This window comes from Arthrobacter sp. AG258 (genome assembly GCF_004364695.1).
Taxonomy (GTDB): domain Bacteria; phylum Actinomycetota; class Actinomycetes; order Actinomycetales; family Micrococcaceae; genus Arthrobacter.
The window spans coordinates 225494-241238 of the sequence record NZ_SOBI01000004.1 but is presented as its reverse complement, the minus strand read 5'-3'; the positions used below and the strand labels follow the sequence as shown (position 1 = coordinate 241238).

General features: G+C 64.4%; 15 protein-coding genes. 10 read left to right on the top strand and 5 right to left on the bottom strand.

The window, feature by feature from the left end; all coding sequences use genetic code 11:
- Positions 1-107 precede the first annotated feature (107 nt).
- From leuA to DFO47_RS10325, 3 genes are all read left to right on the top strand, one after another.
- Positions 108-1847: a 2-isopropylmalate synthase gene (gene leuA / locus DFO47_RS10335; protein WP_018761384.1), complete on the top strand. Its 1740-nt coding sequence runs from the start codon at positions 108-110 to the stop codon at positions 1845-1847.
- Positions 1848-1932: 85 nt separating this feature from the next.
- Entirely contained in the window at positions 1933-2685 is a 753-nt protein-coding gene (recO, locus tag DFO47_RS10330) for a DNA repair protein RecO (RefSeq protein WP_018761383.1), read from the top strand.
- 2 nt (positions 2686-2687) lie between these two features.
- A complete protein-coding gene (locus DFO47_RS10325; RefSeq protein WP_133831575.1) occupies positions 2688-3536 on the top strand; it encodes an isoprenyl transferase in 849 nt (282 codons plus the stop codon).
- Here DFO47_RS10325 and DFO47_RS10320 read toward each other — a convergent pair.
- Complete coding sequence (locus DFO47_RS10320) at positions 3527-4486, bottom strand: alpha/beta hydrolase (protein ID WP_133831574.1); 960 nt, start codon at positions 4484-4486, stop codon at positions 3527-3529. The two genes, DFO47_RS10325 and DFO47_RS10320, sit on opposite strands and share 10 nt — an antisense overlap.
- Before the next feature lie 93 nt (positions 4487-4579).
- Between DFO47_RS10320 and DFO47_RS10315 the strand changes: the two genes are divergently transcribed.
- A complete protein-coding gene (locus DFO47_RS10315; RefSeq protein WP_133831573.1) occupies positions 4580-5650 on the top strand; it encodes a quinone-dependent dihydroorotate dehydrogenase in 1071 nt (356 codons plus the stop codon).
- A gap of 71 nt (positions 5651-5721) precedes the next feature.
- On the opposite strand, the gene DFO47_RS10310 is transcribed toward DFO47_RS10315, so the two are convergent.
- Positions 5722-6324, bottom strand: coding sequence for a DUF3043 domain-containing protein (locus tag DFO47_RS10310; protein ID WP_018761379.1), 603 nt, complete (start codon positions 6322-6324; stop codon positions 5722-5724).
- Between the two features lie 93 nt (positions 6325-6417).
- On the opposite strand from DFO47_RS10310, the gene DFO47_RS10305 reads away from it, so the two are divergent.
- From DFO47_RS10305 to DFO47_RS10285, 5 genes are all read left to right on the top strand, one after another.
- Positions 6418-7857 (top strand): dipeptidase, encoded by a 1440-nt coding sequence (locus tag DFO47_RS10305; protein WP_133831572.1) that lies wholly within the window; start codon positions 6418-6420, stop codon positions 7855-7857.
- 158 nt (positions 7858-8015) lie between these two features.
- The gene (locus DFO47_RS10300) at positions 8016-8405 is read left to right on the top strand and encodes an iron-sulfur cluster assembly accessory protein (RefSeq protein ID WP_133831571.1); all 390 of its coding nucleotides are present in this window, start codon (positions 8016-8018) and stop codon (positions 8403-8405) included.
- Between the two features lie 186 nt (positions 8406-8591).
- Positions 8592-9464 carry a cytochrome c oxidase subunit II gene (gene coxB / locus DFO47_RS10295; RefSeq protein ID WP_026264471.1) on the top strand — a complete coding sequence of 291 codons (873 nt, stop codon included), beginning with the start codon at positions 8592-8594 and terminating at the stop codon, positions 9462-9464.
- A gap of 10 nt (positions 9465-9474) precedes the next feature.
- Positions 9475-11202: a cytochrome c oxidase subunit I gene (gene ctaD, locus DFO47_RS10290; protein ID WP_018761375.1), complete on the top strand. Its 1728-nt coding sequence runs from the start codon at positions 9475-9477 to the stop codon at positions 11200-11202.
- Complete coding sequence (locus DFO47_RS10285; RefSeq protein ID WP_018761374.1) at positions 11199-11600, top strand: cytochrome c oxidase subunit 4; 402 nt, start codon at positions 11199-11201, stop codon at positions 11598-11600. Before ctaD ends, DFO47_RS10285 begins: the two co-directional genes overlap by 4 nt.
- 63 nt (positions 11601-11663) lie before the next feature.
- On the opposite strand, the gene DFO47_RS10280 is transcribed toward DFO47_RS10285, so the two are convergent.
- Positions 11664-11966: an HPr family phosphocarrier protein gene (locus DFO47_RS10280; protein ID WP_166651706.1), complete on the bottom strand. Its 303-nt coding sequence runs from the start codon at positions 11964-11966 to the stop codon at positions 11664-11666.
- A 160-nt stretch (positions 11967-12126) separates the two neighbouring features.
- On the opposite strand from DFO47_RS10280, the gene DFO47_RS10275 reads away from it, so the two are divergent.
- On the top strand, positions 12127-12897 hold the full coding sequence (locus DFO47_RS10275) for a GntR family transcriptional regulator (protein ID WP_018761372.1): 771 nt from the start codon (positions 12127-12129) through the stop codon (positions 12895-12897).
- 108 nt (positions 12898-13005) lie between these two features.
- Here the strand turns inward: DFO47_RS10275 and DFO47_RS10270 are convergent, their stop codons facing one another.
- Positions 13006-14676, bottom strand: coding sequence for a ubiquinol-cytochrome c reductase cytochrome b subunit (locus DFO47_RS10270; RefSeq protein ID WP_133831570.1), 1671 nt, complete (start codon positions 14674-14676; stop codon positions 13006-13008).
- Positions 14654-15724, bottom strand: a complete 1071-nt coding sequence (locus DFO47_RS10265; RefSeq protein WP_026264469.1) for a Rieske 2Fe-2S domain-containing protein — start codon at positions 15722-15724, stop codon at positions 14654-14656. Before DFO47_RS10265 ends, DFO47_RS10270 begins: the two co-directional genes overlap by 23 nt.
- Positions 15725-15745 lie beyond the last annotated feature (21 nt).

Below are 15745 nucleotides of genomic sequence, written 5' to 3'. Positions count from 1 at the left end.
GCGGCGAGGCCACAGACGCTATCTAGCGCACGGCCCACCCTCGCTGCGGAGTTTGTGTTGCCCGGCCACCCTTTCACTGAAGATCGATAGAAAAGGCCACGAACATCATGCGTAACGCACAAAAGCCCTCCGGAATGCCTGCCCACCGGTACACCCCGTTCCAGGACCAGATCAAGGTCGAACTGCCGGACCGCACCTGGCCGGACAAGGTCATCACCAAAGCCCCGCGCTGGTGCGCGGTGGACCTGCGGGACGGCAACCAGGCCCTGATCGATCCCATGAGCCCGGCGCGCAAGATGAAGATGTTCGACCTGCTGGTCCGCATGGGCTACAAGGAAATCGAGGTCGGTTTCCCGTCCGCGTCGCAGACGGACTTCGACTTTGTCCGCCAGCTCATTGAGGGAAACCATATTCCTGACGATGTCACCATCCAGGTCCTGACCCAGGCCCGCGAGCACCTGATCGAGCGGACCTACGAGTCCCTGGTGGGCGCCAAGCAGGCCATCGTGCACCTGTACAACTCCACGTCGGTCCTGCAGCGCCGTGTGGTGTTCAACCAGGACGAGGACGGAATCCTGGACATCGCCCTGCAGGGTGCGAGGCTTTGCAAAAAGTATGAGGAAACGCTCGTTGACACGCACGTGACCTACGAGTATTCGCCGGAGTCTTTCACCGGCACGGAACTTGAGTACGCCGTCCGCGTTTGCAACGCCGTCGCCGATGTGTTCGAGGCGTCCGCCGACCGCCAGGTCATCATCAACCTCCCCGCCACGGTTGAAATGGCGACGCCCAACGTCTACGCCGACTCCATTGAGTGGATGAGCCGCCACCTGCACCCGCGCGAGGGAATCATCCTGTCCCTGCACCCGCACAACGACCGCGGCACCGGTGTCGCCGCCGCGGAGCTGGGATACATGGCCGGCGCCGACCGCATCGAAGGCTGCCTCTTCGGCAACGGCGAGCGGACCGGCAACGTGGACCTGGTGACGCTGGGCTTGAACCTGTTCGTCCAGGGGATCGATCCCATGATCGATTTCTCCAATATTGACGACGTCCGCCGGACCGTGGAGTACTGCAACCAGCTGCCCGTCCCGGAGCGGTCCCCCTACGGCGGCGACCTGGTGTTCACCGCATTCTCCGGCTCCCACCAGGACGCCATCAAGAAGGGTTTCGAAGCCCTGGAGCGCGATGCCGCTGCGGCCGGAAAGGCCGTGGACGACTTCACCTGGCAGGTGCCGTACCTGCCGGTGGACCCCAAGGACCTGGGCCGCAGCTACGAAGCCGTGATCCGCGTCAATTCCCAGTCCGGCAAGGGCGGCGTTGCCTACCTGCTCAAGAACGAGCACAGCCTGGACCTGCCGCGCCGTGCCCAGATTGAGTTCTCCGGCGTCATCCAGCGCCGCACCGACACTGTCGGCGGGGAGGTCAGCGGGGCCCAGCTCTGGCAGATCTTCCAGGACGAGTACCTGCCCTCCGGCCAGGCCGACGGACAGTGGGGCCGCTACTCGCTGGGTGCCGTCAAGACGGAAACAGATGACGACGGCGGCATGACGCTTCACGCCTCGCTCACCATTGATGGCGCGCAGGTCCGGCGCACCGGTACCGGCAACGGTCCGATCGCCGCGTTGCTGAGCATCCTGCACGATGACGGCGTGGACGTCCGGGTGCTGGACTACAGCGAACATGCCTTGTCCGAAGGCGGCAACGCCATGGCCGCCGCGTACGTCGAGTGCGCAGTGGGGGAGCGGGTCCTGTGGGGTGTCGGCATCGACGCCAATACCAGCATGTCGTCGCTGAAGGCGGTCATTTCGGCCGTCAACCGCGCCATCCGCGACGCCCAAGCCTGACGCCTGCGAGGTTGTGCCGCCGGTTCCGCCGGCGGCACAACCGCGTCCTGGCGACCTACGGCCGGGCAGGATGGGAAGATAGAGCGTGGTCCAACAATCTTTTGCCTCCCGGGCGTACCGGGACGACGCCGTGGTGCTCCGCACCCACAAGCTTGGCGAGGCGGACCGGATCATCACGCTCCTGACGAAGCACCACGGGCAGGTCCGCGCGGTGGCCAAGGGCGTACGCCGCACCAGCAGCCGGTTCGGTGCCCGGCTTGAACCGTTCATGGTGGCTGACCTGCAACTGGTGTCCGGGCGAACCCTTGATATCGTCACCCAGGCGGTGGCCAAGGGTGCCTACGGCGGCAGCATCGCAGCGGACTACGGGCGGTACACGGTGGCCGCCGCCATGACCGAGACGGCGGAGAAGCTGACAGACGTCGACGGCGAGGCCGGCACGGCGCAGTACAACCTGCTCGTGGGTGCCCTGGCTGCGTTGAGCCGGGATGAACATGCTGCCGGCCTGATTCTGGACTCCTACCTCCTGCGTGCGTTGTCCACTGGTGGATGGGCGCCGAGCTTCACTGATTGTTCCCGCTGCGGCGCGCCGGGGCCGCATTCGGCATTTTCGGCGCCCCTTGGCGGCATGGTGTGTGCCCGGTGCCGGCCCCCCGGGTCCCCTGCCCCGGCGCCCGAGACCGTCGGCCTGCTCGCTGCCCTGCTGACCGGTGACTGGACGACGGCGGACGCATCGTTGGCCCAGCACCGCAAGGAAGCGGCGGGCCTGGTGGCGGCGTACCTGCAATGGCATTTGGAACGAGTCCTGAAATCCCTCAAACACGTGGAGCGTACCTGACAGTGGCCCTGGGTAAGAAGAACAATGCAGCCCGCAGGCGGACCCATCCGGTAACGGCACCCTACCCGCATCCTTCAGGCGAGGTGGCGCCCAAGATCCCGGCGGAATTCATTCCCCGGCACGTGGCTATCGTGATGGACGGCAACGGTCGCTGGGCCAACCAGCGGGGCCTTCCCCGGATCGAAGGGCACAAGGCGGGGGAGCCGGCCCTCCTTGACGTCATGGCCGGTGCCATCGAACTCGGGATCGAGTACGTCAGTGTTTACGCATTCTCTACGGAAAACTGGCGCAGGTCTCCGGAAGAAGTCCGCTTCCTGATGGGATTTAACAAGGATGTGCTGCGCAGGCAGCGTAACCAGCTGGACGAGTGGGGCGTTCGGATCCGCTGGGCAGGCCGGCGGCCACGGCTGTGGGGGTCCGTGATCCGCGAACTGGAGGAAGCCGAGGAGTTCACGGCGGCCAACAGCACCTGTAATTTGACCATGTGTGTTAATTACGGCGGACGTGCTGAGATCACGGACGCGGTGTCGGCGATAGCCGCGGATGTGGCCGCGGGACGGCTCAAACCGGGTTCCATCACTGAACGGACCATCCAGAAGTACCTCGACGAGCCGGACCTGCCGGACGTGGATCTCTTCCTGCGCAGTTCGGGTGAGCAAAGGCTGTCCAACTTCCTGCTCTGGCAGTCCGCCTACGCCGAGTTCGTCTTCATGGACACGCTCTGGCCGGACGTGGACCGGCGCACCCTGTGGGCCGCCGTCGAAGAATATGCGCGCCGGGACCGCCGCTACGGTGGGGCTGTCGACGCCGCCGCACCGGCCGGGTCAGAAGCGGAACAGCCTCAGCCGTAAGCCCGCAGCCAGCGTGCCAGCCGCGCGTAGGCGTCGGTTCGGACCGCCTCAGGGGACAGGAAGACGTCGTGCAGCGCGCCGTCGATTCGTTCCACGGTCACAGTGGTGCCCAGGGTCAGGGCGCGCGCGCCGATGATTGCCACATCCAGGACCGCATCGGTCCGCCGCATGTCCTCCGACCAGAGGAGCCCGTTGGCGCTTCCCGCGGACAGCAGCACCAGGATGGGCACCTGGATCCCCAGTCCCCGTGCCACCCGGGCGTGGCCGGCGAGGACAGCCCTCAGCCAGCCGGCACGCACCGGGAACGCCATGCGTGGGCGGTACCGCTCGTCAAGCGGCCACTCGCCGTCGGCCGCACTGCTGATGGTGCGCCAGTAGTGGCCCCGCTGGGGAAGTCGGAGCACCGCCTGGGGCCGGAACCGGGCCACCGGCCCCACCATGCCTGACGCGGCGCGGCGTACCAGTGCACTCCCGTGCATCTCCAGCCAGGGGCTGTTGAGGATCAGTTGCGACACGGCGCCAGGGTGGCGGCTCGTCCAGAGTGCCGCCACCAGCCCGCCCGTGGAGTGGCCCATCAGTGCCATGGGCCCGGGCCCGCCGGCACGGGCGATGAGCCTGCACGCCTCCTGTATTTCCGCGTCATAGGCGGCCAGGTCGCCAACATAGCCGCCCGGGAAATCCGGCCGCAGGCTGCGCCCGTGGTTGTGCATGTCCAGCGCGTAGAAGTCGTACCCGGCCCGCGCCCAAAAATAGGCCAGGTCTGCGTTGAAGAAATAGTCGCTCCACCCGTGAAGGAACAGCACTGACCGTCGCGGGCCATCCGCAGCGGCCACATCGCCGGCCGGCCGGAGCCGGACCAAGGTTGCCGTCCGCTCCACGCCGTCGGCACTGGTCGCCACGAAGGAACAGGACTCGAAGTCCCCGCCCAGGATGTCCCGCTGCCAGTGCATGCCATCATGCTAATCCGGCGCTGCGGGTACGGCCGCCTGCCAGGGCGCTTCTCCGTTTTGGTGTGGGACGCCACGAGACGGGAAACTGGAGGCATGCGCGTTTATCCCACTTTCTTCAAGCTGGCCTTTTCATGGATGGACGCCGAGCGCGCCCACAAAATCGGATTCAAGGGGATCCGGCTCGCGCATGCCACAGGCGCGGGAAGGGTCCTGCAGAAGCTCACGGCTCCCGCGCCGTCACTGCGGACCACCGCGTTTGGCGTGACTTTCCCCTCGCCCTTCGGCCTTGCCGCGGGGTTCGATAAGGAAGGGCTTGGCATCGAAGCCCTCAGCGAGCTTGGATTCGGCCACGTGGAGGTGGGAACCATCACCGGCCAGGCACAGCCCGGCAATGAGAAGCCCCGGCTTTTCCGCCTGGTCCAGGACAGGGCCGTGATCAACCGGATGGGATTCAACAACGACGGCGCCGCAGCCGTCGCGCCCCGGCTCAAGGCCGCGCGCGCAGCGCTTCAGCGCCGGTACCCGGACGTTCGTCCCGTCATCGGTGTGAACATCGGCAAAACGAAGGTGGTGGAGCTGGCCGACGCCGTGGACGACTACCTCGTCAGCGCACGCAGCCTGGCCCCCGCCGCCGACTATCTGGTGGTCAACGTCAGTTCACCCAACACTCCGGGGCTGCGGCTGCTCCAGGACGTGGAAACGCTCCGCCCGCTCCTGGTCGCCGTGGGGCAGGAAGCCGACCGGGCCGCCGGGCGGCACGTACCGCTGCTGGTGAAGATCGCCCCGGACCTGAGCGATGAGGACATCGACGACGTTGCCCGGCTTGCATTGGACCTGAAATTGGACGGCATCATCGCCACCAACACAACGATCGCCCGTACGGGGCTTTCCTCGGCGGCCGGCGACGTGGATAAGTGCGGAGCCGGCGGACTGTCCGGGGCTCCCCTGAAACAACGCTCACTGGAGGTCTTGAAGCGGCTCAAAGACGCCACTGATGATGCGCTGGCTTTGGTGTCAGTTGGTGGCGTGGAGTCCGCCCAGGACGTCCAGGACAGGCTCGACGCAGGGGCCACCCTGGTGCAGGGATACACCGCGTTCCTGTATGAAGGACCGTTCTGGGCCGCACGGATCAACAGGCAGCTGGCGAAGCGCCGGCACCGCTGACCCTCAGCGTTAAACGCAGGAACCCCGGTGGGCTGACCACCGGGGTTCCTGCGTTTAAGTGGTCCCGCGCGTCAGGACGGGTACTGTCCGCGGCCAACCTGCGGTTTGGGCAGGCGCAGCTTGCGGAACTGCAGGGAGCGCATGGAGCCGTACCAGACGGTTCCGCGTTCCACCTCACCAAACTTCTGGGCCAGGTTCTTCCGGAGCTTGCGGGAGAGGATGAAAACGTCAACGAAGACGGCCAGGAACATCACCCAGAACGCGCCGAGCACGTAGACCATCATGTCGCTTGAGGCCGGAACCACCAAGGACACCAGGACGAAGAGCAGCGCGCCGAACATCAGGTATTCGCCGAGATTGAAGCGCGCATCCACGAAATCCCGGGCAAAACGCTTTTGCGGCCCCTTGTCCCGCAGCGGGAGGAACCTCTCATCTCCGGTGTCCAGCGCGCGGCGCATCTTCAAGCGCTGGTCCTGGACAGCCTGGCGTTCGGCGGCCTTGGACGCCTTGCGGTCCTCCGGCACCAGCGGACGCTTACGGGCAGCTTCCTGGGCCTTCCGGGTGGGGGTCGGGGCACCCTTGCCCACCGCGCTGTTCTGCCGGGCTGCCGCTTCCGCTGCCTGCTGGTCTACTGTTTCCTGCGCCGAGGGCGCTTCTTTTCTACGTCCGAACACCTGACAAGAATACCTTGCGGGAACACGCCCGCCGCCTGTCCGCCCGGCTGCAGGCGGCCTGCGGCCTAATGTGACGGGGGTAATGTTTTGGCCATGACTTCATCACCTGCGGCGACCCCGCACACCACTGCAGATACATCAGGACAGGGCGCTGCCGGCTGGACGGACGATCTCCGTTCGGCGGTGGACCGGTCCTTCGACCAGACCGTCGCCCGGCTCAAGGATCTGGTGGCCATTCCAGGCATTGCCTGGCCCAGTTTTGACCGCACCCCGCTCGAACGCAGCGCGGACGCCGTCGCCGCCCTGGTCCGTGAAGCAGGATTGCCCGAGGTCCAGGTCCTGACCGTTAACAAAGAGGACGGCACCCCCGGCGGCCCCGCCGTCGTCGCCCGCCGCCCTGCGGCGGAAGGGAAGCCGACCATCCTGCTCTACGCCCACCACGACGTCCAGCCTGTGGGTGACGAAGCCCTGTGGGAGACCGCGCCATTCACCGCCGTCGAAAAGGACGGCCGGCTGTACGGGCGCGGCGCCGCCGACGACAAAGCCGGCATCATGGCGCACATTGCCGCCTATGCCGCCGTCTCCGAGGTCTTTTCCGACTCCCTCGGACTCGGCGTGACCTTCTTCATCGAAGGCGAGGAGGAAGCCGGCTCGCCAACGTTCCGTTCCTTCCTGGAGGCCAACCGCGAACTGCTGCGCGCTGACGTCATCGTTGTTGCGGATTCCAGCAACTGGAAAGTCGGGATACCGGCGTTGACCACCAGCCTCCGCGGACTGGTTGACGGCGTCATCGAGGTCCAGGTCCTCGAACATGCCGTGCATTCGGGCATGTTCGGCGGCCCCGTCCTCGACGCACCGACCCTGCTGTCCCGCCTGATCGCCACCCTTCACGACGACGACGGGAACGTCGCCATCGAGGGGCTGGTCGCCACCGACACAGCGTCCGTCGAGATGCCCGAGGCCGACTACCGCGCCGATGCGTCGGTCCTGGACGGAGTGCGCCTCGCCGGCACCGGAAGCATCGCCTCACGGCTGTGGACCAAACCCGCGTTGTCAATCATCGGGTTCGACGCGCCCGGCGTCGATGTTGCCTCGAACACCCTGATTCCGCGGGCACGGGCCAAGTTCAGCCTCCGGCTGGCGCCGGGGCAGGCGCCGGCGGAGGCCATGGAAGCGGTGCGCCGCCACGTGGAAGCGAACGCCCCCTTCGGCGCGAAGGTGGTCTTCACGCCGGGGGAGGCCGGGAATCCATTCCGCACCGACACCTCTTCGGCCGCCGCTTCGCTGGCCATGTGGGCCCTGGGCGAGGCCTGGGGAGTTCCCGCCGTCGAAACCGGGATAGGCGGTTCCATCCCGTTCATCGCCGACCTGACGGAGGTCTACCCCGACGTGCAGATCCTGGTGACGGGTGTGGAGGACCCTGATTCCCGCGCCCACAGCGCCAACGAATCCCTGCACATCGGGGACTTCCGCAACGCCGTCCTGGCTGAAGCCTTGATGCTGGCCCGGCTCAACAGCGAAGGCCTCGCCTAGGCGGCGCTCCCAGGGAACAACCGGCAGGTTTTGACGGTTACGTCAGGAGTTAGAGCTACAGGACTGCCGCGCGTAGCATGTAGCTATAGCCCATACCGTATCCGTAGGGGCAGGCGCCGTCAGACGGCGCCGCCAGACCGTCCTAAGAAGGTAGGCCAATGAGCACCGCAACCAACGAAAACAGCACCGCGACCACCGCTGCGGCCAGTGAAGAACTGCCCGTTCACGAGGTTGACCTGACCGACGTCGCTGCAGGCAAGGTGCGCAGCCTCCTCGAGCAGGAAGGCCGCACGGACCTGCGGCTCCGCGTGGCTGTGCAGCCCGGCGGCTGCTCGGGGCTGATCTACCAGCTCTACTTCGACGAGCGGCTCCTCGACGGCGACGCCGTCCGTGACTTCGACGGAGTTGAGGTCGTCGTGGACAAGATGAGCGTTCCGTACCTCAGCGGAGCCAGCATCGACTTCGAGGACACCATCTCGAAGCAGGGCTTCACCATCGACAACCCGAACGCCGGAGGCTCCTGCGCCTGCGGTGATTCGTTCCACTAACCCGGTTATTTCGCCCGATGTCCGCGCCGAGCCTTCCGCCGTCCAAAACGGCACGGAGGCTCGGCGCTGACATGTGGGCGAAACGCCCGGCAGAGCGGTAAGCTCTACACCGAGTAGTAAAACTTTTAGTGTGCCCGGAGCGCCCATGGCAGCCCGGACAACAGCAACAAGTAGGAAGGGCCGTCTGTGAGTTCGCAGAACCGAACCGGCAGCCGACGCAAAACGATCACAACGATCTCAAGCTTGGCTATTGCCGGCGCGTTGGTTTTGACCGGATGTTCGCCAGAGGTAGAGAAAGGGTGGATGCCCACTGAACGTGGCACCACCAGCAACACCGACCGCATCATGGACCTCTGGGTCAACTCATGGATTGCTGCGCTCGTGGTGGGCACCATTACCTGGGGCCTGATCATCTGGTGCCTGGTGGCCTACCGCCGCCGCAAGGGAACCGTGGGCTTCCCGCGGCAGACCAGCTTCAACCTTCCCCTCGAGGTCTTCTACCTCACTATCCCGATCTTCATGGTCCTGGTGTTCTTCTACTTCACCGACCGTGACCAGCAGGCGATCGATGACCGTTCGCAGCCTGCCGACGTCGTCGTCGACGTCCGCGGCAAGCAGTGGGCGTGGGACTTCAACTACAAGTCCGGCGACGTCATCCAGGAAGACCTCCACGAGGCCGGTGTCCAGGCCCACCTGACCGGCAACAACATCGACATGGAACAGCTTCCGACGCTGTACCTGCCGGTCAACAAGTCCGTTGACCTCGAACTCAATTCCCGCGATGTCATCCACTCCTTCTGGGTTCCCGCCTTCCTGCAGAAGCGCGACATGATCCCCGGCAAGACCAACTACATCCGGTTCACCCCCACTAAAGAGGGCACCTACGACGGCAAGTGTGCCGAACTCTGCGGCGAGTACCACTCCGAAATGCTGTTCCGCGTCAAGGTGGTGTCGGAAACCGAATTCCAGGCACACATGGACCAGCTCAAGGCTGAAGGCAACACCGGCCTGCTTGGTGCTGAGTACGACCGCAACCCGAACCTGAACGAAACCAAGTAAGGGGAGCGACGTGGCTACGTACACCCAATCCGCACCCGCGGGAGCCCTGTCGGCGCCCGTGGTACCAAAATCCAAGGGACGCATCGTCGTCAACTGGATCACCTCCACAGACCACAAAACCATCGGGTACATGTACCTGATCGCATCGTTTGTGTTCTTCTGCCTCGGCGGCGTGATGGCGCTGCTGATCCGTGCCGAGCTCTTCGAGCCCGGCATGCAGATCCTGCAGACCAAGGAACAGTACAACCAGCTGTTCACCATGCACGGCACGGTCATGCTCCTGATGTTTGCCACCCCGCTCTTCGCCGGGTTCGCCAACGTGATCATGCCGCTGCAGATCGGTGCCCCCGACGTCGCGTTCCCGCGCCTGAACGCCCTCGCGTTCTGGTTCTTCCTCTTCGGCTCCACCATCGCGGTGTCGGGCTTCATCACCCCCCAGGGTGCTGCGTCCTTCGGCTGGTTCGCCTACGCGCCGCTCTCCGACACCACGTTTACCCCTGGCATTGGCGGTGACCTGTGGGTATTCGGCCTGGCACTGTCCGGCTTCGGCACCATCCTCGGCGCGGTCAACTTCATCACCACCATCATCTGCATGCGCGCCCCGGGCATGACCATGTGGCGGATGCCCATCTTCACCTGGAACACCCTGATCACGGCGATCCTGGTGCTCATGGCCTTCCCGCCGCTGGCCGCAGCCCTCTTCGCCCTCGGCGCGGACCGGAAGTTCGGTGCGCACATCTTCGATCCCGCGAACGGCGGTGCAGTCCTCTGGCAGCACCTGTTCTGGTTCTTCGGACACCCCGAGGTATACATCATTGCGCTGCCCTTCTTCGGTATCGTCTCTGAGATCTTCCCTGTGTTCAGCCGCAAGCCGATCTTCGGTTACAAGGGCCTGGTTTACGCAACCATCGCCATTGCTGCCCTCTCCGTGACCGTCTGGGCCCACCACATGTACGTCACCGGTGCAGTCCTGCTGCCGTTCTTCTCGTTCATGACCATGCTCATCGCGGTGCCCACCGGCGTGAAGTTCTTCAACTGGATCGGTACCATGTGGCGGGGATCGCTGACTTTCGAGACCCCCATGCTGTGGAGCATCGGCTTCCTCATCACGTTCCTCTTCGGTGGCCTGACAGGCATCATCCTGGCTTCCCCGCCGCTGGACTTCCACGTATCGGACTCCTACTTCGTGGTTGCGCACTTCCACTATGTGGTGTTCGGCACTGTCGTGTTCGCCATGTTCGCCGGGTTCTACTTCTGGTGGCCCAAGTGGACCGGCAAGATGCTCAACGAACGCCTGGGCAAGATCCACTTCTGGCTGCTGTTCCTGGGCTTCCACGGCACCTTCCTGATCCAGCACTGGCTCGGCGTCATGGGCATGCCCCGCCGCTACGCCGACTACCTGCCTGAGGACAATTTCACCTGGATGAACCAGTTCTCCACGGTGGCATCCTTCGTGCTCGGCGCTTCCCTGATTCCGTTCTTCTGGAACGTCTACATCACGTGGCGGAATGCCGAAAAGGTCCAGGTGGATGATCCTTGGGGCTTCGGAGCGTCGCTGGAGTGGGCCACGTCCTGCCCGCCGCCGCGCCACAACTTCACGTCCCTGCCCCGGATCCGATCAGAGCGTCCTGCTCTGGACCTGCACCACCCGGAACTCCGGCAGGTGCACACCGTCGATTCGCCTGCCCCCGCAGCCGCAGTGCTCGGCAACGCTGACCAGAAGGACACCGCACAGTGAAAATTGAATCCTGGATCTTTGGCTCTGGAGTCTTCTTCTTCGTCCCCGTCGCCCTGGTCTACGGCTTCCTGACCAACTGGAGCGAATGGGTCGGCATCCTGGGCATTCTCCTCGTCGGCGGCCTGGCAGGCATGATCGGCGCCTACCTCGGATTCACCGGTAAGCGGGTTGGGCTGCGGCCTGAAGACCGCAGCGATGCCGAGATCCACGAAGGTGCCGGCGAGCAGGGACACTTCAGCCCCTGGAGCTGGTGGCCCCTGGTTCTCGGGATTGCGTGCGCCACCGGTTTCCTCGGTATGGCAGTCGGTTTCTGGATCGTCTTCATCGCCGGCGGCATTGCCGTCGTGGCCCTCGTCGGCTGGGTCTACGAATACAGCCGCGGTGACCACGCGCACTAGGCCTCTGCAGTAATAACGACGTCGGGCCCCACCTTGCGGTGGGGCCCGACGTTTTTGCATTTCCTAGACGCCCTGGGTGGCCCCCTGGGACTCCAGGAGCCTGCAGAGGTCCCTGAGTGCTTCCAGCGCCCGCCCGTGGTCCTGAGCGCCGTCCAAGGCGTCGTCGCTGACCACCAGTTCCACTTCGCAGCCCTGCCGGAAGTCGGCCGCCATCACCTGGAGCAGGGAACGTGCGTCCACAAGGCCGCCACCTTCCTTTCGAATGGCCAGGGGAAACCCTGTGTCGGTAACGGCACGGACGAACACGGCGGCAGAGCGTGCGTGCAGGCCCTCAGGTGCTGTCACTACGGCCTTCAGTGTTGGCAAAGGGGACTCCTTCGTCACGACGGCCCCATCCGTCGGCGGTCAAATTTTCCTGACTAAATATAGCGGGCGGGCAACCCGCGGCACTAAAAAGGACAGCGGTCACCCACTGGTCTAGACCGTCCTAAAATGAGGGAAGACAACCACGGCAGGAAGAGGGACCATGGCAGCTGGCGCCACCGCTATCACCGGCGAAATTGACCGCACCAGCGGCACCGCGATCTATGTGCAACTCCGCGAGATCCTGAGGGCGTACATAGCCGAATCCTGCCTTCCGGGTTCAGCGCTTCCATCTGAGCGTGACCTTGCCGAACGATTCGGACTTGCCCGGATGACCGTCCGGCAAGCCATCGATGCCTTGGTGGGGGAGGAGGTCATCGAACGTGTAGTCGGGCTGGGAACGTTCGTCCGGCGGCCGAAACTCGACCTTCAGGTTAAGCTGACGTCCTACAGCGAAGAGATGCAGCGCCGCGGCATGGTTCCCGCGGCAAAAGTCCTCAGTTTCGAGCAGATAGGAGCCAGTGCCTTCCTGGCCCGCGAACTCCAGCTCGACGAGGGAACACCGGTGGTACGGTTCCGCCGGCTCCTGCTGGCGGACGGGGAGCCGATGAGTGTCGACGAGAACTTTATTCCTGCCCACCGCGTCCCTGGCCTGCTTGACCACGAACCTCCCACGTCGTTGTACAACGTCCTCAGCGAACAATTCGGCCTGGTGATGGAGTGGGGCGAGGACATGATCGAGGCGACGGCTGCATCGCCCTCCACGGCGCGGCTGCTGAACGTGGAGGTGGGGGCGCCATTGTTGAAGATCCAACGGCATGCGTTTGTGGCGCGCGCCATGGTCGACTATTCCGTTTCGTACTACCGCGCCGACCGGTACAAGCTGTGGGTTCCGTTGCAGCGGCCTGGTGCCCGCAGGACGCGCAACCACTGAAACAGCCCGGGGGAGTACTGCCGGCGGTGTTCAGGGTACAAAGCCCGGACGACAAAACGAAGGGCCCGATCCGGCATGGATCGGGCCCTTCGTTACAGCTGGAGTTTCCTAGTGCGTCAGGCTCTTGGTGCCCTCTGCAGCTTCGACAGCCTCGTGGCCGTGGCCGTGTGCTGCTTCCAGCTCCGCGGGGGTTGCGGGAGCAACGCGGTCCTCGAAGAACCAGCGGGAGAGCAGCGCGCGCCGCTTTTCCTTCCGGGTGACCACGCCGTGCTCGTTCGGCACAGCCGGCTGTACCTGGGGTGATTCGAAACCAACCAGCTTGTACCGCTTGTATTCATCCAGGGGCGCGTGCACCTCGATGAACTCACCGTGCGGAAGCCGAACAATCCGGCCGGTCTCGCGGCCGTGAAGGGCGATTTCGCGGTCCTTGCGCTGCAGGGCCAAAGCCACGCGCTTGGTGACGATGAATGCGATGATCGGGCCGACGAAGAACAGTGCACGCAGCCAGTAGGTGACATCGTTCAGGGAGACACCGAAGTGGGTTGCGATGAGGTCGGAACCTGCGGCCGCCCACATGACGCAGTACCAGACGAAGCCGGCCATGCCGATGGCGGTACGGGTCGGAGCATTCCTCGGACGGTCGAGGACGTGGTGCTCACGGTCGTCCTTGGTCACCCAGCGCTCGATCCACGGGTAGGTGAACATCACGGTGAAGAGGATCCCGGCCGGTACCAGTGCAGGCAGGAGGACGTTGAACGTGAACACGTGACCAAAGAAAATCTGCTCGACGTGCCAGTCGCCAAGCGTCCCGGGCATGAGCCGGAGGGCGCCGTCAACGAACCCGATGTACCAGTCAGGCTGGGTGCCTGCGGATACCGGGGAGGGATCGTAAGGTCCGTAGTTCCAGATGGGGTTGATGGTGAAGAACGCGGCCATCAAAGCGATCACGCCGAAGACGATGAAGAAGAATCCACCGGCCTTCGCGGCGTACACGGGTCCGAGGGGGTAGCCGACGACGTTGTTGTCGTTGCGGCCGGGGCCGGGGTACTGGGTGTGCTTGTGGACCACGACCATGAAGAGGTGCATAACGATCATCAGCAGGATGAGTGCCGGCACCAGCAGGATGTGCAGCATGTACAGGCGGCTGATGATGGCCGTGCCCGGGAATTCTCCGCCGAAGAGGAAGAACGAGATGTACGTGCCGATGACCGGAATCGACTTGATCACGCCGTCGATGATGCGCAGGCCGTTACCGGAGAGCAGGTCGTCGGGAAGCGAGTAGCCGGTGAAGCCGGCGGCCATGGCCAGGATCAGCAGGACACAGCCGACAACCCAGTTCATCTCACGCGGGCGGCGGAACGCGCCGGTAAAGAAGACCCGGAGCATGTGCACGGCCACCGACGCCACGAACAGCAGTGCTGCCCAGTGGTGGACCTGGCGCATGAAGAGTCCGCCACGGACGTCGAACGAGATGTTCAGTGACGAGCTGTACGCCACCGACATTTCCACGCCCTTAAGGGGGACGTAGGACCCGTCGTAGTGGGTCTCCGCCATGGACGGATCGAAGAAGAACGTCAGGAAGGTTCCGGACAGCAGCAGGATGACAAAGGAGTACAGCGCCACTTCGCCGAACATGAATGACCAGTGATCGGGGAAGACCTTGCGGCCGAACTCGCGGAGGATCCCCGAACCGCCGACACGCGAGTCGACGAAGTCGGTGATCCGGCCTGTCTTGGTTTTGGCGACGAAAGCCGGCTCAGCTGTTGATGCTGCGCTCATGCGAATCACGCTCCCAGTAACTTGGTCCTACGGGTTCATGGAAGTCGCTGGTAGCGACGAGGTAGCCCTCGTCATCAACTGCGATCGGCAGCTGGGGGAGAGGACGGCTGGCGGGGCCGAAGATCACCTTGCACTCTTGCGTGAGGTCGAAGGTGGACTGGTGGCACGGGCACAGCAGGTGGTGCGTCTGCTGCTCGTAGAGAGCAACGGGGCAGCCAACGTGGGTGCAGATCTTCGAGTAGGCAACGATGCCGTTGTAACCCCACTCTTCGCGGCCCTTGGACGGGTTCAGCGAGGCGGGATCCAGGCGCATGAGCAACACAACGGACTTTGCCTTCTCGTTGAGCTTGCCTTCCTCGAGTTCGTTGAGTCCCTCGGGGATGACGTGGAACGCCGAGCCGATGGTGACATCCGAAGCCTTGATGGGGGTTCCGTCAGGGTCGCGGGTCAGGCGCTTGCGCTTGCCGTCCTGCGGAGCCCACATGGTATGTGCAAGCTTGTCGTCAGGGCGGGGTCCGAGGTCGCCGAAGATCGCGATTGCAGGAAGCGGAGCCAGGGCCACCGCACCCAGGAGGGTGTTACGGATCAGCGGGCGGCGCTTGATGCCGGTCTCTTCCACGATGTCGTCGACGATGCGGACCGCAGCCTGGCGGTCTTCCTCGTAACGGATCGCGTGACGCTCTTCGGAGACTTCGTGATCGGGCATCAGGGCTTTGGCCCAGTGCACGATGCCGGTTCCGATACCCAACATGGCAAAGGCAGTGCCAATGCCCAGCAGGGCGTTCTGGAGCCGGATGGTGGCGATGCTGGAGTCGTCACCCAGATCGATGGCGAAGTACGCCACCAGGAAGATCAGGGTGCCAACAACAGAAATGCCAAACAGTAAGGCGACCTGCCGTTCTGCCCGCTTTGCGGCTCTCGGGTCCGTGTCAGCCAGGCGCAAACGATGCGGGGGAATCCCAGGATCCTGGAACTTCTCCACCTCATTCTGACCAGCCGTAGCTACGGTGCCCGAGTGGTTCGGACTGCCGTCACTATGGTTGCCCATAATTCGCCTCATCCTTCTCTC